The following is a 20,094-nucleotide window of genomic DNA, read 5'->3' on the forward strand; positions in this document are numbered from 1 at the left end:
GCACAAGTGTTGGTCACGCTCACAAATACGTCTCGTATTCCAGCATACCGATGCGGCGCTCGAAAGCCGCGCACTCCGCCGCCTTCATCACCGCATAGACCCGCTGATATTCCGCGCCGAAGGCACGCGCGACGAAGTCCGATGCGGCGAAGTCGCGTACCGCCTCGGCCATATCGTAGGTCAGGAGCGGAGCTTCCGCCTCATACGCATTGCCGGTCAGCGGAGGGGGTGGTTCGAGCTGCCTCTCGATGCCTTCCAGCATGCCGGCGAGAACCGCCGCGAGCACCAGATGGGGGTGGGCATCGGCGCCGGCGATGCGGTGCTCCAACCGGCGTGCCTTTTCCGGGCCATTGGGCACCCGGACGGCGACGGAACGGTTGTCATAGCCCCAGGAGACTCCGGTCGGGGCATAGCTCCCCGGAACCAGCCGGCGGAATCCGTTGTAGCTCGGCACATAGAGCACGGCGGTATCCGCCATGGTCGCGAGCAGCCCGGCCGCCGCGTGGCGGAGCAGCGCTTCTCCCGCCTCCCCCGTGCTGAAGGCATTGTGTCCCGCCTTCGCCGTCAGGCTGACATGGACATGCATGCCAGAACCGGCGAACTCCAGGAAAGGCTTGGCCATAAAGCTGGCCCGCAAGCCGTTTCGCCGCGCCACCCCGTCGATCAGACGGCGCAGCAGGATGGCGTCGTCCGCTGCCGCCATGGCATCGTTGCGGTGATAGAGATTCACCTCGTACTGGCCCGGCGCCGCCTCGGAGATGATGGTGTCGGCCGGCAGGCCCTGAAGGTTCGCTGCCTGGCGAATCTCGTGCAGCAGACCCGCATAAGCGTCGAGATCCGACATGGAATACATGTTCTGCCGCGCCGGCCCGCTCGACGAGGCGGGAAACACAGGCTCGGGAAGGCCGCCGGGGCCCGGCGCCGGCTTCATCAGGTAGAATTCCAGCTCGAAGGCGACGCAGGGATGAAGCCCCAGCGCTGCGAGACGCTCCACCTGGTGAGCGAGCTTGTGCCGCGGATCGAGCTCCCACGGCGTCTCCCCGCCCCGCTCGCTCGGCTCATACATGGAGAGCATGACCTGCGCCGAGGGGCGCGGCGCCCAGGGAACCTGCTTCAGCGTGCCGGGAACCGGCCGGCAGATGCCGTCGCGATCACCGGTCTCGATGTGGATGCCGGTCTCCTCGACCTCGCGGCCCCAGACATCCAGCCCGAAGATGGAAAGCGGAATTGCGACGCCATCCCCCCAGATCTTGCCGCCAGCAGTTCCCGGTATCCATTTGCCGCGCAGCACGCCATGCGTGTCAGGCAGAAGCACTTCGATGATGTCGGGAACGCCGTGTTCGGCGACATAGGCCCCGAACTCATCATGTGTCGGGTCCGGCGAAGCCTCGATCGGGGTTTCGGCGGCCACGGTGGGCGCCGCGACTTCAGGCAATGGCATGATCCACCAGGTCGATGTCAGTCAGTTGATTTTGGTCACGGCGGCGGGTGCGCGGTCAAGCCGTCACTGCCCGGACGCTTCCTTGTGCCATGCCAAGTTGCTTGACGCACGAAAAATGTGATCACATTGTGAGCCGCCACCGCGCCGTCTGGGCCGGATGACGCCGAAACAACGGGTCCACCATGTCGCAGCCGAAAACCACCGCCGAACTGCGCGCCCTCGACGCCGCGCACCATCTCCACCCCTTCAGCGACATGAAGTCACTGAACGCGGAAGGGGCGCGCATCATCGTCAAGGCCGACGGGGTGTGGCTGACGGATTCGGAGGGCAATCGCATCCTCGACGGCATGTCGGGGCTGTGGTGCGTCAATGTCGGCTATGGGCGCGAGGAGATTGTCGATGCGGTTGCCGCGCAAATGCGCGAGCTTCCCTACTACAACACCTTCTTCAAGACCACGCACCAGCCGGCCATCGAGCTCTCCGCAAAGCTCGCGGAGCTGACCCCGCCGCAGTTCAACCGGGTGTTCTTTACCGGGTCCGGCTCGGAATCCAACGACACCGTGATCCGGCTCGTCCGGCGTTATTTCGACATCAAGGAGAAGCCGGAGAAGAAGATCATCATCTCCCGGCGCAACGCCTATCACGGCTCCACCGTCGGAGCGGCGAGCCTGGGCGGCATGGCACCGATGCATGCCCAGGGCGGCCTGCCGATTCCGGACATCCTGCATATCGCCCAGCCCTATTGGTGGGGCGAGGCACGCCAGGGCGAGACGACGGAGGAATTCGGCCTTCGCACCGCGCGGGCGCTGGAGAGCGCCATCGACGCCATGGGCGAAGACCGCATCGCCGCCTTTATCGCGGAGCCGGTGCAGGGCGCGGGGGGCGTCATCATACCGCCCGCCACCTACTGGCCGGAGATTGCCCGCATCTGCCGCGAGCGCGACATCCTGTTCGTCTCCGACGAAGTGATCTGCGGCTTCGGGCGCACCGGAAAATGGTTCGGCTGCGAGACCTTCGACACCCATCCCGACATCCTCGTCATGGCCAAGGGCATCACCTCCGGCTACATGCCGTTGGGCGGCGTCATGGTCGCCGATCGCGTCGCCGAGGTGCTGCTGGAAGGCGGCGACTTCAACCACGGCTACACCTATTCCGGCCATCCCGCGGCTTGCGCGGCGGCGCTCGCCAACCTCGCCATCATGGAACGCGAAAATCTGGTCGATCGGGTTGCCAACGATATCGGCCCCTATCTGAAGGCACGATGGGGCGCGCTTGCCGAGCACCCGCTGGTGGGCGAAGCGCCGATGCTGGGGATGCTGGGAGCGCTGGAGCTGACGCCGGACAAGGTCGCGCGGACCAAATTCCCCGATGTCGGCAAGGTCGGCACGCTGGCGCGTGACTTCTCGTTCAGGAACGGCCTCGTCATGCGCGCCGTGCGTGACCGGCTGATCATCGCGCCACCTCTCGTCATCTCGCATCACGAATGCGACGAGCTTGTCGCGCGCACCCGCAAGACACTGGATGACACCTGGGGCGAACTGAAGCGCTGGGGTTGGATCGGCTGATCCTGGGCAGCGCCGCCGCCTGCCCCACACCCGTGAATCGTGCTTAGATGTGTGAAATCGGCGCTCAATCACGGATGATGGTGGAATGGACGTCGTGACTTCGTTCCTCGAAAGATCCGGCGTGGCTCCCGCCCGCGTGGCCGCGCTGCGTTCGGAGGCCGAAGCGCTCTATCTCGGCACCCGGCCCAAGACACGCGCGGCCGCGGGCGCTGCGGCGCACCTGCTCCAGGGCGTTCCCATGCACTGGATGGTCGACTGGTCGACCCCGGTACCGCTGGTTGTTTCCGAGGCCACCGGCGCGCGGCTGACCGACATCGACGGCCATGGCTACGACGATTTCTGCCTCGGGGACACAGCCGCGCTGTTCGGTCATGGGCCCGCCCCGGTTGCCGAGGCGATAAGCCGGCAGGCGCATCGCGGGCTCGCCACCATGCTGCCGAGCCCTGACGCGGCAGCGGTTGGCGACTTGCTGAATGCACGCTTCGGCCTGCCCTACTGGCAGATCGCCACCACCGCCACGGACGCCAACCGCTTCGCGCTCCGCGCAGCTCGGGCGATCACGGGGCGCCCGCGTATCCTCATCTTCGATGGGGCCTATCACGGCGCCGTGGACGAGACCTTTGTCAGCATCAGCGCCAATGGCCGCGTCGCCAATCGCGCCGGCCTTCTCGGTGAACCGCGTGATCTCACCCTGCTGACGCGTGTCGTGCCCTTCAACGATCTCGATGCTGTCGAGACCGCGCTGGCCGACAACACCATCGCCTGTGTGATCACCGAGCCGGTGATGACCAACTGCGCCATGGTGCTACCTCAACCCGGCTTTCACGAAGGTTTGCGCGAGATCACGCGCCGCCATGGCACGCTGCTCCTGATCGATGAGACCCATACGCTTTCCACCGGACCGGGCGGCTACACGCGAGCCCACGGACTTGAGCCCGACCTGTTCGTGGTCGGCAAGGCCATCGCAGGAGGCATTCCTGCCGCCGTGTGGGGTATGAGCAATGAGGCTGCCATACGCCTGCTGCAGGCGCGAGAGGCGGCGCCCGCAGGTCATTCAGGCATGGGCACGACACTGTCCGGCAGCCCGCTCCAGCTCGCCGCCCTGCGTGCCACGCTGGAGCAGGTCGCCACCGATCACGCATATGCCCATATGGAAGCGCTCGCCAAGCATCTTAAAGCCGGACTGGCGGGCGCCATCAACGAAGTCGGACTGCCATGGCACGTCGCCCGCTGCGGGGCGCGGGTGGAGGTGGTGCGCGCGCCGGCGCCGCTGCGTGATGGGGGGCAGTCGCGCGCGGTGAATTTCGCCGCGCTGGAAGCGACGATCCACCTCGCACTTCTGGTGCGTGGGGTGCTGATTTCTCCGTTCCACGACATGATGCTCACCTCGCCCGCCACGACGCAGGCGCAGGTCGACAACCTCATCGCCGCAACGCGCGACGTGCTACAGCGCCTGACGGCCTGATAAGGTCTCGCAATCGTGGATGGCCCGGGGCAGCAGGCTCAAGCTCTGGCTCGACGCCCGGCGGTACCGTCTTCAGATCGAGGCGTTGATCGGGAACAGGTAACAGGGCCTTGGAAAGGCCGCTCTCACCTCTTGTCTGTATCGAACCCGGCAGCTTTCCACGCGAGAATTCCACCCGCCATATGGCGATGCAGGTCCCGCCCGGCGGCCTGCGCAGCGGCCGCGGCCTTCTGCGAGCGCTGGCCGGAGCGGCACGAGAACACCAGCATCTTGTCGCCGGCATCGGGGAGCGCGGCGACATTGAAGGTCGAGAGCGGCACATTCACCGCGCCCGGAATGCTCTCGGCGGCGATCTCGTCGGGCTCGCGAACGTCGACGAGAACCACGGTCCCCGCTTCCAGTCCCGACTTGATTTCGTCAACCGTCAGATCCTCGATAAAACCACCGAACGGATTGGTCTGCATCGTCCGTCTCCATCTGCCCCAATGCGGGCGTAGCTCCCTCCGGGACGTTCTGCAAGCAGGAGTTTGACGAGCCGCCCGGCCGGTTCAGGAAGCGCTCGCACGTCGCGGACGCCGAAGAGCGACCACACCCGCCACCACCAGCGCACCACCCGCCAGGACGCCTCCCGAAGGTACCTCATCGAACAGGAGCGCGGCGAAGGACGTTCCGACCACGATCTGCAGCAGGAGGCCGACCGAAATCACCCCGGCCGGCAGCCGGCCGAGCGCGAAGGTCGCCAGCCCCTGCCCGGCGGCGTGGGCGACAAGGCCAAGCCCCATCACCGCCAACAGTCCCTGGACGCTCTGCGGGACGAGGACTTCTCCCGTCACCACGGCCCAGACGAGGCAGAACACGGCTCCCGCCGCGCTGGAGAGCAACGCAACGGTGCCACCACCCAGCGCGGGCGCATGCCCCTCGCCCCCTCGCCTAAGCGCCCGCAGGACCAGCAGGTAAGCGCCGTAGAACGCCGCCGCGCCGAGCGCGAGGAAATCGCCCAGAACGCTCGCACCCGGCGTCATGTCATGCGTCGGCGCTCTATGCACGCCTGTGCTCGCCCCAACGATAAGCGCCGCCCCCGGAAGGGCCAGAGACATGGCCACCACCAGTCCGCGCGTGGGGCGTTCGCCCAGCAACAGCCACCCGAAGATGAAGACGAAAACCACGGAAAGATTGCCAAGCAGCAGTGCATTGGCGGTCGTGGTGCGCAGCAGGGCGGCGTGGAAGCAAATGACGTCGGCGGCGAAGAATGCACCGGCAACAACCGTATAAGCAAGCTGACGGGTACTCACTCCGGCAATGAGTGCGCGCGATAACAAGCCTCGCACGGGAACGCCGCGCTGAACAAGCGCAGCACGCTGTTCGGCATAAGCCCAGATAGCCATCGGCCCCAGGGAGAACAAAAGCCGCCAGAAGCCGATCGCCGCAGGCCCTACGTCGGAAAGACGGACAAAAATCGCGGAAAAACCGATGCAGAGGGCGGCGGCAAGCACGGCCAGGAAAGCATGACGCCGCTGTCTCCCGAGCAACAGCTCATCGACCAGCATGGCCGAGGCGCCCAGACCATCGGCAGCAAAGGACGCCGGAAGCGCGGCGGACGCGGGAGGCGGGGCCATTGTCGTCTCGACAAGATTTCTGACTGCGGGCGCCGTCAACAAGCCGGAACAACCGGCAACGGCAACACACCCTGTTTGATCGGTGCGGCAGATGGAGTACTCCCGCCGCAAAGATCGGCAAAGCGAGTTTATTTTATCGTTACATTCAAGAAAGTGATATATATCGCTGTCTCTTACGGTAAGCCCGACCTCTCGGGGAAACAGCCATGCGCCATCTCGATACTGAATCCCTGGGCATGCTCATCGCCATCGTCGACAGTGGCGGCTTTACCGCTGCGGCCGAGCGCGTGGGAAGAACGCAGTCGGCGGTGTCGGCCCGCATTGCGCAGCTTGAGAGCAATCTCGGCGTAAGGCTTCTGGAGCGTTCGCGCCGGGGCATTTCCCTCACCGAGACCGGCGAACGGCTGGTTGCGCATGCGCGCCGGCTGCTGGCGTTCGAGAGCGAGGCGCTGGCCGATCTCAAGGGTGGAACGCCGGAAGGCAGCGTACGCATCGGCATGCCGGACGACTATGTCGACGCCTATTTCACGCCAACGATCGCGCGTTTCGCTGCGGCCTATCCTCGGGTCGAAATCTCGATCCGTTGTGATCTGTCGAAAAATCTCGAACCCGAGGTCGAGCGCGGGCAGCTCGATGTAGCCCTGTTCACGCGCGACCTCGCGCGCCCCACCGGCGAGCTTCTGAAGCGCGAAAAGCTGCTGTGGCTCGCCGCGCGTGGGCACCGCCCGGAGCGCAACGATCCGCTTCCACTCGCGCTTTTCCCGACGGGCTGCCGCGCCCGCCCGCATATCGCCGCCGCACTCGACAAGGCCGGACTGAATTGGCGCGTCGCCTGCACCTCTTCATCGCAGGGCGGCATCCACGCTGCGGTCGAAACCGGACTTTGCGTCACCGCCTTCGCGGAATGCGCCGCCCCACCGGAATGGCGCCGGCTCGGCCCGGCCGAAGGGCTGCCTGCCCTGCCGGACATGGAAATCGGCCTCGTGCTCGCCCCGGCGGCCTCCGCCGCGGCGCGCCGGCTCGCAGAGGTGCTGCGTGCCGGCCTCTCGATGCCCATGGCGATGGCGGCGGAATAGTCGCCCCTCCACGCCGTCCCGACGACGGCCTGGCCTTGGCTGTCATCGATAATTCACATGCATCCGGACGTCGGTCGCGTTAACGCTCGGGAACGATGAGCGACACGCACTCCAAAGCTTCCGGCCGGCACTCCCGCATCGCAGATGCGGGCGAGGTTTTCGTGGCCTTCCTGAAACTTGGGCTCACATCCTTCGGCGGGCCCGTCGCTCATCTGGGCTATTTCCGCGAAGAGCTGGTGCGCCGCCGGAGCTGGCTGGGCGAAGAGGCCTACGCCAACATCGTCGCGCTCTGCCAATTCCTTCCCGGCCCTGCTTCCAGCCAGGTCGGCATGGCGATCGGGCTGATGCGCGCGGGCCCCGCCGGCATGGCGGCGGCATGGCTCGGCTTCACCCTCCCGTCAGCACTTGCAATGATCGCCTTCGCCTATGGCGTCGCGGGTGCGAACGCGGCAGGCGACGGCGCGGCAGGGTGGCTTGGCGGGCTCAAGGTCGCCGCCGTGGCCATCGTCGCCGATGCCGTGCTTGGCATGGCGCGCAACCTATGCCCGGACCGGGAACGCCGTACCATCGCGCTTGTCGCCGCCGCCGGCGCAGCGCTGGCTCCCGGCGCGGCGGGCCAGATCGGCGTCATCCTCGCCGGCGCACTGGTCGGCCTTGCCTGGCTTCGCCCCGCGACAGGAGAGGCCGAGCCGATGAGCGGACATCTGCCCGATCGCGTCAGAGCACTCGCCGCCTTCGCCTTCTTCGCCCTGCTGCTGGTTCTTCTGCCCCTCGCGGCCCGTGTGAGCGGCGATGCCGGCCTTGCCCTGGCCGACACGCTCTATCGCGCCGGTGCACTGGTTTTCGGCGGCGGGCATGTGGTGTTGCCGCTCATCGAATCTGAGCTGGTTCATCCGGGAGGGCTCACGCGCGAGGCGTTCCTGGCCGGCTATGGTGCGGTGCAAGCGGTACCGGGGCCGCTTTTCAGCTTCGCCGCCTATGTCGGCGCCATGATGCCGGTGCCGCCGAACGGAGCCCTCGGCGGGATTATCGGGCTCGTCGCCATCTTCCTGCCTTCCGCGCTTCTGGTGTACGCCGCCCTACCCTTCTGGACACGCCTTGCCGGCCAGCCCCGCATTCGCAGCGCCATGGCCGGCATCAACGCGGCCGTTGTGGGGCTGCTCGGCGCCGCCTTCTGGGACCCGGTGGTGACGTCGGGAATCACATCGGGGCGTGCCTTCGCGCTGGCACTCATCGCCTATCTGGCACTCGCGTTATGGCGCGTGCCAGCCTGGGCCATTGTGATCGGTGCCGCGCTGGGCGGCGCGGCCCTGCTTTAGGCCTCGCCGCGCTGAACCTTCATGCCCGCAAAGCTCTGGCAGGTGGGGAACACCTGAATGCGATTGATGGCCACATGACGCGGCAGGGTGCAGCAGAAGAAGACCTGCTCGGCGATATCTTCCGCCGTCAGCGGCTGAATTCCCGCATAGACATTGCCGGACTTGGTCTTGTCGCCGTGGAAGCGCACCAGCGAGAATTCGGTCTCGACCATGCCGGGCTCCACATTCGTCACCCGCACCTGGGTGCCGATGAGATCGGCGAGAAGGTTCAGCGAGAACTGCTTCACGAAGGCCTTGGTGGCGCCATAGGCGTTACCGCCCGGATAGGCGTAGTCGCCCGCGATGGATCCCGTGAACACCACATGGCCCTCGCCACGCTCGACCATGCCCGGCAGTGTGGCGTGCACAGTGTAGAGCAGGCCCTTGATGTTGGTATCGACCATGTCTTCCCAATCGTCCAGGCTCGCCCGTTGCGCCGGTTCAAGCCCAAGGGCCAACCCGGCATTGGCGAAGACCACGTTAGGCTTCGCAAGAGCTTCCGGCAGCCCGGCAAGAGCCGCGATGACGGCGTCGTTGTCGCGCACATCGACTTCGAGCGGATGGAAATTCGGGCCAAGTTCGTCGCGCATCGCAATCAGACGGTCGGCGCGCCGGCCGGTGCCGATCACCCGTGCGCCGGCGAGGGCGAAGCGGCGGGCGGACGCCGCGCCGATGCCTGCGGTGGCGCCGGTTATGAGGACGGTCAAAGTGGCGGGATCCAGCATCTGGTACATGGCGGCTCCTTGACGGCTTTACGGCGGTCCTCGCCGTATTCTCGTTGCGCCGCACATAGCGCGCTGCGGCGGCCGCGTCCATCGTCGGGCATGTGTGACCACGAGGTCGTGTCTGTTAAGGTTTTGTTGACCATTCGGCATGGATTAGCTGGAGTCAGGGTACCGCCGCGTTGGGGTCACGCTGGTGCCACGATCCTTAGGGAAAGATGCAGTGTGTCGCGCCGCACCCAGAAGGCGCGACGGGGTGTACAGGGGCAGATGACCGGCGCGTGTCGCGCAGCCGGCTGGGAGTGACAGACTGATGAACGTCTATGCCCTTGCGGCGACCACCGCGACCGCCATCATGCTCGGCGGATGCAGCACGGTACTGGACGGTTTCGGCACGTCTACGACTTCGGCTCCGGCCGAGATCAGCCAGATCACACCGGCCCCTACAGGCTCCATCGAAAGTGCGCCTGTTCCCGCGCCTACGGACACGATCGCCAACAATGCCACCGGCGCTTCAGCGGCGACGGCGAGCGCGGCGGTTACTCCCAAGACCAGCCAGGCAACCCCGGTCGCCCTCGCGCCGCCGCCGGCGACCGCGCCAGGCGGCGTTGCCTATGCCGACCCGGGCGCCGCGCGCACTCAGCTCGCGGGAGCCTGGAACTATGGTTGGGACAACGGCCAGAAGACCTGCAGCATCACGCTGTCGACAGACCGCGGCATGAACGGCTTTGCCGCCAATGCCGACGTCGGGTGCCCGAACGACATCTTCATGACCAAGGGCTGGGATGTCTGGGGCAACGAGATCGTCCTGCAGAATCATGTGGGCAAGGTGACGGCCCGGCTGAAGCCTGCCGGCGAGGGTCAGTTCGACGGCGTTGCCACCGGCGACGGCGCCAAGGTGACGTTGACCCGCTCCTGAACGACGGCGAAGCCCACCGCCGCACTCTCCAACACCATCAAACAATGACTGGACGAATCCAGTCATTGACATCAGAGACGCCCTCAAATCGGGCCGTGCGCCAGAGCTAAACTGCTGTCTTCTGCAATTCCCATTGTGACAGCATGAACTCGGCCGGCGGGTGAACCTGTAAATTACAGTCACATTCGAAATATCTGTCGCGTGGTATACGCAATCTTGCCCATTGTGGGCCCGACTAGTTGCGAGCACTTTAAAAGCTGCCCGCTCACAAATTCGGGAACTACAAATTAGTTGGTGCGTTGGGCGACTGGCTGGCTCATATTGTGCATGAGGAAAGCTGATTGATTCGCGATCGCGATCGGAGGGGATTGTGATGCTGCAGGCTTTACGAGTGGATCAGGATCAGGCGGCGCCCGCCGGCGCTCGTGACGATCTCCCGCGCGCGCTTCCCCGCCGGCCGGTGGATACGGCGACGATTGCCCAGCTTATGAGTCAGCAGCTTGATATCGCCAATCCGGGGTCGGACGCCGAGGCGCTTCGTCTGTTGCGACAGATCTTCCCGGCTGCGCCGCTTTCGGTGCGCGTCGCCGCTCTCGCCCGTCGGCGCGTCGAGTAGCGCTTTCACCACGCAGGCGCCTAGGCTTGCCGGTGCTATACGGCTTCACGCAAGAGATGGCTCAGTTGAGGTGGTCGGGACGGTCCTCGTGATCCGGCTTGCCACCCTCACGGTTGGCCGTATTCGGATGGCCGCGCACTGATTCCGTGGCCTGGCGTGCCTCATAATTGCGCATCAACTGCGCGTAGCGCATTGCCGAGAAGGGCAGCGCCACGAGATAGGCGACGCACAAAATCGACAAGACGGCCCATGGCCATGTCACCAGCACCGCCACGAACAGCACCACACACACGAATAGCGGCATCACCTTTTCGCGGGGGATGCGGGCACCAAGCTTCTTGCCGGAATAGGCCGGCACCTTGGAGACCATGAGCAGCGCCATAACCAGGCAGAAAATGGCGGCGACGGCTGGCGAACCCTCAAGGCGCGGAAGCCCGATCAGTTCCAGATAGACCGGCAGCAGCATCGCAAGCGCTCCCACCGGCGCGGGCACGCCGGTGAAGAAGTCCGCCGCGAAGGGGGGCCGAGTGGTGTCCTCGAGCATGACGTTGAAGCGTGCAAGACGCAGCGCCGCGCATATGGCGAAGGCGAGCGCCGCGATCCATCCGACCGAGCCCAGCGTCTCCAGCCCCCACATATAGATCACGAGGGCGGGTGCCACGCCGAAGCAGACAAAGTCGGAGAGACTGTCCAGCTCGGCACCGAAGCGCGACGTGCCCTGAAGCATGCGCGCCAGTCGCCCATCCATGCCGTCGAGCACGGCGGCGATGACAATGGCACCGAGCGCCAGTTCCATCCGCCCCTCGATCGCCATGCGGATACCCGTGAGACCCGCACAGAGGGCCAGAAGGGTCACCACATTGGGGATCAGCAGCCGAACCGGTATGGCCTGAAACCGCCGGCGGCGGGGTTCGGGCTCCGGGGAATCCGGCTCGAACGGCGGAAAGAAATCGGACATGGCGGCTCTCGCTGGGTTCAATCCACGCGGAATGTCGGCGCCGGCGCCGTGGCGGCGATATCGGCGAGCACGGTCTCGCCGGCGATGGCCCGCTGTCCCTCAGCCACCAGCGCGTGCGTGCCAGGCGGAAGGTACACGTCGACCCGTGAACCGAAGCGGATCAGGCCAAAGCGCTCGCCGGGCGAGAGGCTATCCCCCTCGCGCACGAAGCTGACGATCCGCCGCGCCACCAGCCCGGCAATCTGAACCACGCCGATCTCGCCGATCGCGGTGTCCAGCACCATGCCTGAACGCTCATTGTCCTCGCTCGCCTTGTCGAGATCGGCGGAGAGGAACTTGCCGGGCCGATAGGCGATGCGGGTGATCCGGCCCGCCAGAGGGGCGCGATTCACATGCACGTCGAACACGTTCATGAAGATGCACACACGCGGCAGCGGCACGTCGCCCAGGCCCAGTTCGGGCGGCGGCAGTGCCGGGCCAATGAGGCAGATCCGCCCGTCGGCCGGAGAGACGACCAGCCCGTCGCGAATGGGCGTCACCCGCTCGGGGTCACGGAAGAAGTAGCAGATCCAGATGGTGATCAGCACGCAGATCCAGCCAAGCGGCGGAACCAGCCAGAGCAGAACCGCAGAGACGGCTGCGCCGATCAGGACGAAGGGGTAGCCTTCGCGATGGACCGGCGCCAGGCCGCTGCGGATGGAATCGATGACGGACATGAATAACGGTTTCCCGCGGGTGAGCACCCGGCACAGGTAGGGCCCGGCGAGCCTATCGTCAAATGCCCTGCCGGTCCCCTCGTTCCGGATATCCGCCTCGCGCCGGCTCGATCAGGCGGCGGCGTCGCTGGTCTCGGCCCGATCGTCCACCTCGCCTTCGGCTTCCATCAGGGTCTCGCGCGCACGCTCGGCCTCGCGCTGGCGCTCCCACATGGAGTGGTACAGGCCGTGCCGCAGCATGAGTTCGCCATGCGTCCCGCGCTCGGCGATCCGCCCGTGCTCCAGCACGATGATCTCGTCGGCGCCCACAACGGTGGAAAGCCGATGCGCGATCACCAGCGTGGTGCGCCCGCGCGAGACACGCTCGAGCGCGTCCTGAATCTCGCGCTCGGTATGGCTGTCGAGCGCGGATGTCGCTTCGTCCAGAAGCAGAATCGGCGGATTCTTCAGGATGGTGCGCGCAATGGCGACGCGCTGCTTCTCGCCGCCGGAGAGCTTGAGCCCCCGCTCGCCGACCTCGGTCGCGTAGCCCTTCGGCGTATGGCGGACGAAGCCGTCGATCTGGGCGAGTTCGGCCGCGCGCGCGACCTCCTCGTCACTGGCCCCGGTGCGGCCGTAGCGAATGTTGTAGGCCAGCGTGTCGTTGAACAGCACCGTGTCCTGCGGGACCATGCCGATAGCCGCACGCAGGCTCTCCTGCGTAACGTCGCGGATGTCCTGTCCGTCGATGACGATCCGCCCGGAATTGATCTCGTAGAAGCGGTACAGCAGCCGCGAGATGGTCGACTTGCCCGCGCCTGAGGGACCGACAATCGCCACCGTGCGCCCCGCCGGCACCTCGAAGGAGATGCCCTTCAGGATCTCCCGGTCAGGATCATAGGAGAAGCGCACATCCTCAAAGCGCACCGCCCCGCCCTTGAGCTCCAGCGCATGCGCGCCCGCCGCATCTCTGATTTCCGGCGGGCGGGCAAGAATGGCGAACATCGCCTCGATGTCGATGAGCGACTGCTTGATCTCGCGATAGATCATGCCGAGGAAGTTCAGGGGCTGATAAAGCTGGATCATCATGGCGTTGACCATGACGAAGGAACCGACCGACTGCCGGCCGGCGCGGATGTCGAACACGCACAGCGCCATGACGGCTGTCAGGCCCAGCGTGAAGATCGCGGCCTGGCCCGCGTTCAGCCAGGCGAGAGATGTGTGGGTGCGGGTGGTGGCGCGCTCATATTTCGCCATCGAGCGATCGTAGCGATCCGCTTCCCAATTCTCGGCGCCAAAGTACTTCACGGTCTCGTAGTTGAGCAGGCTGTCGACCGCCTTGGCGTTGGCGTCGGTGTCGCTCTCGTTCATCGCGGCGCGGATGCCCATCCGGTACTCGGTCATCACGAACGTGAAAACCGTATAGCCAACGATCATCGCGATGGCCGCGAACGCATAGCGCCAGTCGAACTGCCAGAGCAGAACGCCGATCACCATGGCGAATTCGAGGATGGTAGGCGCCAGATGCAGCACCAGCATGCGCACGATGGTCTCGATGCCCTCGCGCGAGCGCTCCAGCACGCGGGTAAGCCCGCCGGTCTTGCGCTCCAGATGAAAGCGCAGCGACAGCGCATGCATGTGGCGGAAGGTTTCCAGCGCCAGCCGTCGCACCGCATGCACGGCCACCTTGGCGAACAAACCGTCGCGCCACTGGGTGAGGCTCGCCATGACGATGCGCGAGAAGCCGTAGGCGAGCGTCAGCGCCAGCGGCGCAGCCACCAGCCACGCGACGGTGTCGGTGGTGATGCGCGCGCCCTCGCTGCCTGCCACGGCATCGGTCGCCCATTTGAAGAAGAACGGCGTCGTCATCGTCGCCATCTTGGCGAGCACGAGCAGCACCAGGCCCCAGGCGACGCGGGCGCGCAGGTCCGCCCGGTCGGCGGGCCACAGATAAGGCCATAGCCCCCTTAGCGCGACGAGAAGGCTGCCGCGCGGGTTGATATCGGAGGCTTTCGAGGGACGCGAAACGGCGGTTCCGCCATCAGGCGCGGACATGAGACTTCCAATTCTGATTCTGTCAGGCCGTGACCGGCCCGGATTCGTTTTTCAGCAGAGACATGGGGTCGGAGGCATCGGGCGCCAAGGCATCGGCACGCACGTCAGGGCTGCGCGCCGCGCCCGAAAGCAGGCCGATCAATGTGTCGAACTCGCCCGCCAACGCCGCGAAGGCGTCACGATCGAGGCAGTAGCACGAGCGCGGACCTTCGATCGTGCCGGCGATCAGCCCCGCTTCCTTCAGCACCTTGAGATGCTGGGAAACGGTGGACTGGGCAAGAGTGAGCCCCCGCACGATCTGCCCACACCGGCAGCGTTCATCCCGTGCCAGCGCGCGCACGATGGCGAGCCGCGCAGGGTGCGCCAGCGCCCGCAGGCGCAAGGCAAGGAGATCATCGTCGAGCGGCATGGAGGACATTTCCATCGTTTATCGACGATGAACGATGAAAGCAACCCTCACCGTGCCCGCCCGGCTGTTCACGGCGGCCTACGTCGCAACGGTCCATTTGCACACGCGTTCGCACAGTGTCATGGATGGCGCAGGACGCTTGAACGCGCCCCTGTTGCAATGCACCATGTGACCATGTCGAAGATCAGAAGCGTATGTGTTTATTGCGGAGCCGCCCCGGGGGACGACTCCATCTATCTCAACAGCGCCATCGCGCTGGGCCAAATGCTGGCGCGTGAGAACATCCGCCTCATCTATGGCGGTGGCGGCGTGGGGCTGATGGGCGCTACCGCCCGCGCCTGCGCGGAAGGCGGAGGAATGGTGACGGGCATCATCCCGGACTTCCTCGTCGGCAAGGAGCAGGCCTTCGAGCACGCCCATGAGCTGATCGTCACCAGGGACATGCATGAGCGCAAGCGGCTGATGTTCGAGCGGGCGGATGCCTTCATCGCGCTTCCCGGCGGCGTTGGGACACTGGAGGAACTGGTCGAACAGCTCACCTGGGTGCAGCTCAACCGCCACCGCAAGCCGGTGATGGTTCTCAACATCGCCAACTTCTGGAAACCGCTGCTCACCCTGCTGGACCACATGCAGACGTCGGGCTTCGTCAATGTCGCCCGCCCCGTCCGTCTCATCGTCGCCAACGACGTCAACGCCGTGCTGCCGAAGCTGCATGCGGCGGTCTCCGGAATCGCCGACGGCCACCTGCACGGAGAGGCCGAGGAGCAGGTGCTCGACCGGATGTGACACCACGCGGCCGGCCGGGGCCGGTCGCCGTCAGCAGGAACCCCTGCTGACGGTCCGCCCCCTCACGGAACCAGCGTCTTTTCCATCGTTGTGTTGCCGAGCCAGACGCCTTCGCGCTGCACGGTATTGCGGCTCTTGGCGACATAGCCGCGCTTCTTGAACAGGCTCAGCGCGGTGTCGCTGGCATCCACGCTCAGGGTCTTTGCCCCGCGCGCCGTCGCCAGCTTCTCGATCGCGTCGCACAGCAACGTCGCCACGCCCTCCCCGGCGACGTCCGGGTGCACATAGAGCATGTCCACCAGCTTGTTATCGGCCAGCGCGACAAACCCCACCGGTTCGCCGTCACGCGTCGCCACCAGCGTCAGTCGGTCGGCGAGGCGTTCGGCCAGCGTGCCTTCGTCGCTGACGGCCGCCCAGGCTTCCTGCTGGTCCTCGTCGTAATCCTCACCGGTCAGCCCGAAGATGGATTCGCGCAGGATCGAGGCGAGGACCGGAACATCGCCCGGCAGCGCGGGGCGAAGGGCAGCAGCCGGCGCCGGGGCCGGGCTCATCGCTTCGGCTCCCACGTCGTGGTGCCGTCCTTGTTGTCCTTCAGCGCCACGCCCTGCGCGAGCAGTTCGTCGCGGATCCGGTCGGACGTCGCCCAGTCACGGTTACGCCGCGCCTCGATACGCTCGGCTAGGCGCGCCTCGACGTCCTCCGGCGCGATCTCGAGCGTCGGCGCCCGCTCGGCCGCCCAGGCACGCAGCGGCCCGTCGCTAAAGCCGAGAAAGGCGAGCGTTCCACCAAGCGCCTTCTTGCCGGCATGGTCCTTCAGCGCGTGCATCTCGGCGATCGCCTTGGGCGTGTTGAGATCGTCTGCCAGCGCCTCCAGCACCGTCGCGGCGGGGCGCGGATAGGCGTCGGGCGCGGCGGCGTCGAACCATTGCTCCAGGGTCTTCGCGCTCTCTTCCAGCCCCTTCAGGGTCCAGTCGATCGGCTGGCGGTAATGGGTGCGCAGCATGTTGAGACGCAGCACGTCGCCCGGCCAGTCGGCAAGCAGCTGACGGATGGTGATGAAGTTGCCGGCCGACTTCGACATCTTCTCGCCTTCCACCTGCAGGAAGCCGTTATGCATCCAGACCTTCGCCATGATGTTGGCGTGGAAGGCGCAACGCGACTGCGCGACCTCGTTTTCATGGTGCGGGAAAACAAGATCGATGCCGCCGCCATGAATATCGAAGGTCTCGCCCAGATGCTTCCAGCTCATAGCCGAGCACTCGATGTGCCAGCCCGGACGGCCGTTCACCGTAATGCCCGAAGGCGAGGGCCAGCCCGGCTCGCCGCGCTTGGAGGGCTTCCACAGCACGAAATCCATGGCGTCGCGCTTGTAGGGCGCGACATCGACCCGCGCGCCAGCCAGCATTTCGTCCAGCGGGCGATGCGAGAGCTGTCCGTAATCCGGCATTGAGGGCACCGAGAACAGCACGTGGTCCTCGGCCACATAGGCATTGCCGGAGGCCACCAGCCGCTCGATCAGCGCCCGCATCTCGGCGATGTGCTCGGTGGCACGAGGCTCGACATCGGGGTGCAAAACGCCGATCGCTTCCAGATCGTCATGGAACTGCGCCTCGGTGGCGAACGTCACCTTGGCAATGGCCTCGTTGAGGTCCAGCCCGGGATGCTCGCTCGCGGCGCGCGCATTGATCTTGTCGTCCACGTCGGTGATGTTGCGGACGTATTTGACATGATCGGCGCCATAGACGTGGCGCAGCATCCGGTAGAGCAGATCGAATACGATCACCGGACGCGCATTGCCGATATGGGCGAAGTCGTAAACCGTCGGGCCACACACATACATGCGCACCAGCGCGGGATCCAAGGGAGTGAAGCTCTCCTTGGTCCGGGTCAGCGTGTTGTAGAGTTTCAGCTCGGGAAGCCCCGTCGCCCGTGTGTCCGACATTGATGTTCGCCTTCGCAGTTTTGCCGCCTTGGTAGAGGACGACGCCGCGTCTGTCTTCGGTTTGGCCGGCCGCGTCAAGCGTGCGAGGTGAAAAGACCCCCGGGGGCGCCCTGCGCGAATGAAAACGCCTCCCGCCATCACAGGCTAGCCCTATTCGCACCACATCCGTGACTGTTGACGGGCCGGCGAGACTGGCGCTATCCACGCGCCGCCGCTCACGGACTCAACGGGTGCGGAAAAACGTTAAGGGTCGTTTCAAACCTTTTCGCCACATTCGCGTTAGTCAGCTGCACGCCAACCTCAACAGACGAAATCCGATGCACCCCCTCCCGAGCCTGCGTTCCATCATGTTCGCCGTCGCTTTCGCCTGTGCGCCTTCTCTTGCGCTGGCTCAGGGCCCGGTCACCAAGAGCTTCGTCGTCGATAATTCGGACGGCTATGGCGTCGACACCTGCCTCGCTACCGGGGCGGCCTGCGGCGAGGCGATGGCCAACGCCTGGTGCCGCGTCCATGATTTCCAGCGTGCGGTCAGCTTCGGCAAGGGCGCTCCCTTCGTGAAGCTGGTCGCCGAGAAATCGTCGATTCCCGCGCCCAGCCCCGCCTGTTTCGGCGGGACCTGTGTCGAGGCTGTCACCATCACCTGCAGCCAGTAGCACTCCCCTCGGGGCGGTGATCGGCGCCGGCGCACCTTGGCACCGGCCGCCCGGCCTATTTCAGAAAGTCGGCACACCGCAACGCTTCGTTGGTGGCTCCCCAGGGCATGATCGGCACGGTCGAGGTCGAGTTCTTCGGACTGCCGTCGATCAGCTTGTCGGTGTAGACTAGATAGACCAGCACGTTGCGCTTGGCGTCACAGCCGCGCACGATCTGCATCTTCTTGAAGATGAGTGAACGGCTCTCGCGATAGACGACGTCGCCCTGCTCGAACTTCGCCTTGAACGAAATCGGCCCGATCTGCCGGCAGGCGATCGAAATGTCCGACACTTCCTCGGCTACGCCCAGCATGCCCTTCACACCGCCCCTTTCGGGCACGGTGTAGTGACACGCGACCCCATCGACCACAGGATCGTCGATGCCGTAGGTGGCAAGTTTGTCGTCCGGCGTGAGAAACTTCCACACTGTCGACTTCTTGAAGATCAGATCCGGTTCCGCGGCAGCGGCGGGAGCGAACCCGGCGAAGCCGACCAGCGCGGCGACAATGACGGCAGCGAACTGGGGCGCGATTCTCATGAAAGGGCTCCGTTGGGGACGACGCGCATATGGGCATGGCGCGGCCGGCATGCAAACGCGGAGACAGGCAATCTGCCCGAGTTCAAACTTTCGACACCCTCGACGTGCTCATTGCCCCGGACGCCTGTTTCCGGCACACAAGGGGCAATCCGAACGGCACCCCCGACTCCAGAGTCACCTCTCGCCAATTGCCTTGCCGAGCCCCTTGTCCGAACCGACGATGCGCCCTTGATGATGCTTGCACGCCTTCACACCCTTCGCCCCCTCGCCGCCCTCGCTGCGCTTGCGATGCTCACGGTCGCGGCGCCGGCGCAGGATATGCCGCCCGGCTCGGTGGCCGGCGGCGATCGCTCCGCCTGCATTCGCCTCGAAGGCCAGCTTGCCTCGCTCGACCGGGGCGGCGGACAGCGCGACATGAGCGCAGTCATCGCACGCCAGCAGCAGCAGATCGCGGACCTCACGGCCCAGGTTCGCCAGATGGGCTGTGACAAGCGCGGATTTCTGATTTTCCAGCCCCAGCTTCCCCCGCAATGCCAGGGGCTGAACCAGCAATTGACCCAGGCCCGCTCGGCGCTCGACCGCACCATGGTGCAGGCGCGCGGGGCGCGCTCTGGAAATGACGAACAGCGCCGCCAGCTCATCTACGCGCTCGCCCAGAACAATTGCGGCGCCCAGTACCAGGCCGCACTCGGCCAGGGCTCCATCGGCGGCGGCTCTGGCGGTGCCCCGCGCCGCGCGCCGCGCAACATCTTCGAGACGCTGTTCGGCGTTCCGCGCGAGGAGGCCGAGCCACTCGACGTCCAGCCGCTGGAAATGCCGAAGGTCTCGGTCTCGACCTATCGCACCGTGTGCGTGCGCACCTGCGACGGGTTCTTCTTCCCGGTTTCCTTCGCCGCGACGCCGGCACGGTTCTATTCCGACGAGCAGCAGTGCCAGCGCCAGTGCCCGGGCACGGAAGCGCGGCTGTTCGCCTATCGCAATCCCGGCGAGGACATCGAGCAGGCGGTCGGCACCAACGGCCAGCCCTACATGTCGCTGCCCAACGCGCTGCTCTACAAGAAGCAGTTCGTCGCCTCCTGTTCCTGCCGCCCCGCCGGCATGAGCTGGGCGCAGGCGCTGGGCCAGCAGGAAGACATGACGTTGCGCAAGGGCGACATCATCGTGACCGAGGACGCCTCGCGCGAAATGGCACAGCCCCGCCCGGCCGACGCGCCGGCGACCAAGAAGCCGTAAGGCCGGTT

At 65.8% G+C, this 20,094-nt stretch carries 20 protein-coding genes; 9 read left to right on the top strand and 11 right to left on the bottom strand.

Going from position 1 to position 20,094, the window contains the following annotated elements; genetic code table 11:
* Window positions 1-19: 19 nt before the first annotated feature.
* Window positions 20-1,441, bottom strand: coding sequence for a glutamine synthetase family protein (locus G3A50_RS04150; protein WP_163074079.1), 1,422 nt, complete (start codon window positions 1,439-1,441; stop codon window positions 20-22).
* A gap of 182 nt (window positions 1,442-1,623) precedes the next feature.
* On the opposite strand from G3A50_RS04150, the gene G3A50_RS04155 reads away from it, so the two are divergent.
* Window positions 1,624-3,006 carry an aspartate aminotransferase family protein gene (locus G3A50_RS04155; protein WP_163074080.1) on the top strand — a complete coding sequence of 461 codons (1,383 nt, stop codon included), beginning with the start codon at window positions 1,624-1,626 and terminating at the stop codon, window positions 3,004-3,006.
* A gap of 85 nt (window positions 3,007-3,091) precedes the next feature.
* A complete protein-coding gene (locus G3A50_RS04160) occupies window positions 3,092-4,471 on the top strand; it encodes an aspartate aminotransferase family protein (RefSeq protein ID WP_163074081.1) in 1,380 nt (459 codons plus the stop codon).
* A gap of 125 nt (window positions 4,472-4,596) precedes the next feature.
* On the opposite strand, the gene G3A50_RS04165 is transcribed toward G3A50_RS04160, so the two are convergent.
* Both G3A50_RS04165 and G3A50_RS04170 read right to left on the bottom strand, forming a co-directional pair.
* Window positions 4,597-4,935 (bottom strand): rhodanese-like domain-containing protein, encoded by a 339-nt coding sequence (locus G3A50_RS04165; protein WP_163074082.1) that lies wholly within the window; start codon window positions 4,933-4,935, stop codon window positions 4,597-4,599.
* Between the two features lie 84 nt (window positions 4,936-5,019).
* Window positions 5,020-6,087 (bottom strand): DMT family transporter, encoded by a 1,068-nt coding sequence (locus G3A50_RS04170; RefSeq protein ID WP_163074083.1) that lies wholly within the window; start codon window positions 6,085-6,087, stop codon window positions 5,020-5,022.
* 206 nt (window positions 6,088-6,293) lie between these two features.
* On the opposite strand from G3A50_RS04170, the gene G3A50_RS04175 reads away from it, so the two are divergent.
* Window positions 6,294-7,163, top strand: a complete 870-nt coding sequence (locus tag G3A50_RS04175; RefSeq protein ID WP_163074084.1) for a LysR substrate-binding domain-containing protein — start codon at window positions 6,294-6,296, stop codon at window positions 7,161-7,163.
* 95 nt (window positions 7,164-7,258) lie between these two features.
* Window positions 7,259-8,482 (top strand): chromate efflux transporter, encoded by a 1,224-nt coding sequence (gene chrA / locus G3A50_RS04180; RefSeq protein WP_163074085.1) that lies wholly within the window; start codon window positions 7,259-7,261, stop codon window positions 8,480-8,482.
* Here chrA and G3A50_RS04185 read toward each other — a convergent pair.
* The gene (locus tag G3A50_RS04185; protein WP_163074086.1) at window positions 8,479-9,255 is read right to left on the bottom strand and encodes an SDR family NAD(P)-dependent oxidoreductase; all 777 of its coding nucleotides are present in this window, start codon (window positions 9,253-9,255) and stop codon (window positions 8,479-8,481) included. The two genes, chrA and G3A50_RS04185, sit on opposite strands and share 4 nt — an antisense overlap.
* 301 nt (window positions 9,256-9,556) lie before the next feature.
* Between G3A50_RS04185 and G3A50_RS04190 the strand changes: the two genes are divergently transcribed.
* Both G3A50_RS04190 and G3A50_RS04195 read left to right on the top strand, forming a co-directional pair.
* The gene (locus tag G3A50_RS04190; protein WP_163074087.1) at window positions 9,557-10,162 is read left to right on the top strand and encodes a protease inhibitor Inh/omp19 family protein; all 606 of its coding nucleotides are present in this window, start codon (window positions 9,557-9,559) and stop codon (window positions 10,160-10,162) included.
* A gap of 373 nt (window positions 10,163-10,535) precedes the next feature.
* Complete coding sequence (locus G3A50_RS04195; protein WP_210255338.1) at window positions 10,536-10,778, top strand: transferase; 243 nt, start codon at window positions 10,536-10,538, stop codon at window positions 10,776-10,778.
* A 61-nt stretch (window positions 10,779-10,839) separates the two neighbouring features.
* On the opposite strand, the gene pssA is transcribed toward G3A50_RS04195, so the two are convergent.
* From pssA to G3A50_RS04215, 4 genes are all read right to left on the bottom strand, one after another.
* Window positions 10,840-11,736, bottom strand: coding sequence for a CDP-diacylglycerol--serine O-phosphatidyltransferase (gene pssA / locus G3A50_RS04200; protein WP_163074088.1), 897 nt, complete (start codon window positions 11,734-11,736; stop codon window positions 10,840-10,842).
* Between the two features lie 17 nt (window positions 11,737-11,753).
* Window positions 11,754-12,452, bottom strand: coding sequence for a phosphatidylserine decarboxylase (locus G3A50_RS04205; RefSeq protein ID WP_163074089.1), 699 nt, complete (start codon window positions 12,450-12,452; stop codon window positions 11,754-11,756).
* A gap of 111 nt (window positions 12,453-12,563) precedes the next feature.
* On the bottom strand, window positions 12,564-14,486 hold the full coding sequence (locus tag G3A50_RS04210) for an ABCB family ABC transporter ATP-binding protein/permease (protein ID WP_163074090.1): 1,923 nt from the start codon (window positions 14,484-14,486) through the stop codon (window positions 12,564-12,566).
* Between the two features lie 22 nt (window positions 14,487-14,508).
* Window positions 14,509-14,895, bottom strand: a complete 387-nt coding sequence (locus G3A50_RS04215; RefSeq protein ID WP_246252115.1) for an ArsR/SmtB family transcription factor — start codon at window positions 14,893-14,895, stop codon at window positions 14,509-14,511.
* A gap of 174 nt (window positions 14,896-15,069) precedes the next feature.
* Here G3A50_RS04215 and G3A50_RS04220 point away from each other — a divergent pair, with 174 nt between their 5' ends.
* Complete coding sequence (locus tag G3A50_RS04220) at window positions 15,070-15,681, top strand: LOG family protein (protein ID WP_163074092.1); 612 nt, start codon at window positions 15,070-15,072, stop codon at window positions 15,679-15,681.
* Between the two features lie 62 nt (window positions 15,682-15,743).
* On the opposite strand, the gene G3A50_RS04225 is transcribed toward G3A50_RS04220, so the two are convergent.
* Complete coding sequence (locus G3A50_RS04225; RefSeq protein WP_210255217.1) at window positions 15,744-16,232, bottom strand: GNAT family N-acetyltransferase; 489 nt, start codon at window positions 16,230-16,232, stop codon at window positions 15,744-15,746.
* Window positions 16,229-17,623: a cysteine--tRNA ligase gene (gene cysS, locus G3A50_RS04230; RefSeq protein ID WP_163074094.1), complete on the bottom strand. Its 1,395-nt coding sequence runs from the start codon at window positions 17,621-17,623 to the stop codon at window positions 16,229-16,231. Before cysS ends, G3A50_RS04225 begins: the two co-directional genes overlap by 4 nt.
* Before the next feature lie 317 nt (window positions 17,624-17,940).
* Between cysS and G3A50_RS04235 the strand changes: the two genes are divergently transcribed.
* The gene (locus tag G3A50_RS04235) at window positions 17,941-18,276 is read left to right on the top strand and encodes a hypothetical protein (RefSeq protein ID WP_163074095.1); all 336 of its coding nucleotides are present in this window, start codon (window positions 17,941-17,943) and stop codon (window positions 18,274-18,276) included.
* 55 nt (window positions 18,277-18,331) lie between these two features.
* Here the strand turns inward: G3A50_RS04235 and G3A50_RS04240 are convergent, their stop codons facing one another.
* Window positions 18,332-18,853, bottom strand: a complete 522-nt coding sequence (locus G3A50_RS04240) for a CreA family protein (protein ID WP_163074096.1) — start codon at window positions 18,851-18,853, stop codon at window positions 18,332-18,334.
* A gap of 231 nt (window positions 18,854-19,084) precedes the next feature.
* Here G3A50_RS04240 and G3A50_RS04245 point away from each other — a divergent pair, with 231 nt between their 5' ends.
* Entirely contained in the window at window positions 19,085-20,086 is a 1,002-nt protein-coding gene (locus tag G3A50_RS04245) for a DUF2865 domain-containing protein (RefSeq protein WP_163074097.1), read from the top strand.
* Window positions 20,087-20,094: the final 8 nt, after the last annotated feature.

This window comes from Ancylobacter pratisalsi (genome assembly GCF_010669125.1).
GTDB lineage: Bacteria > Pseudomonadota > Alphaproteobacteria > Rhizobiales > Xanthobacteraceae > Ancylobacter > Ancylobacter pratisalsi.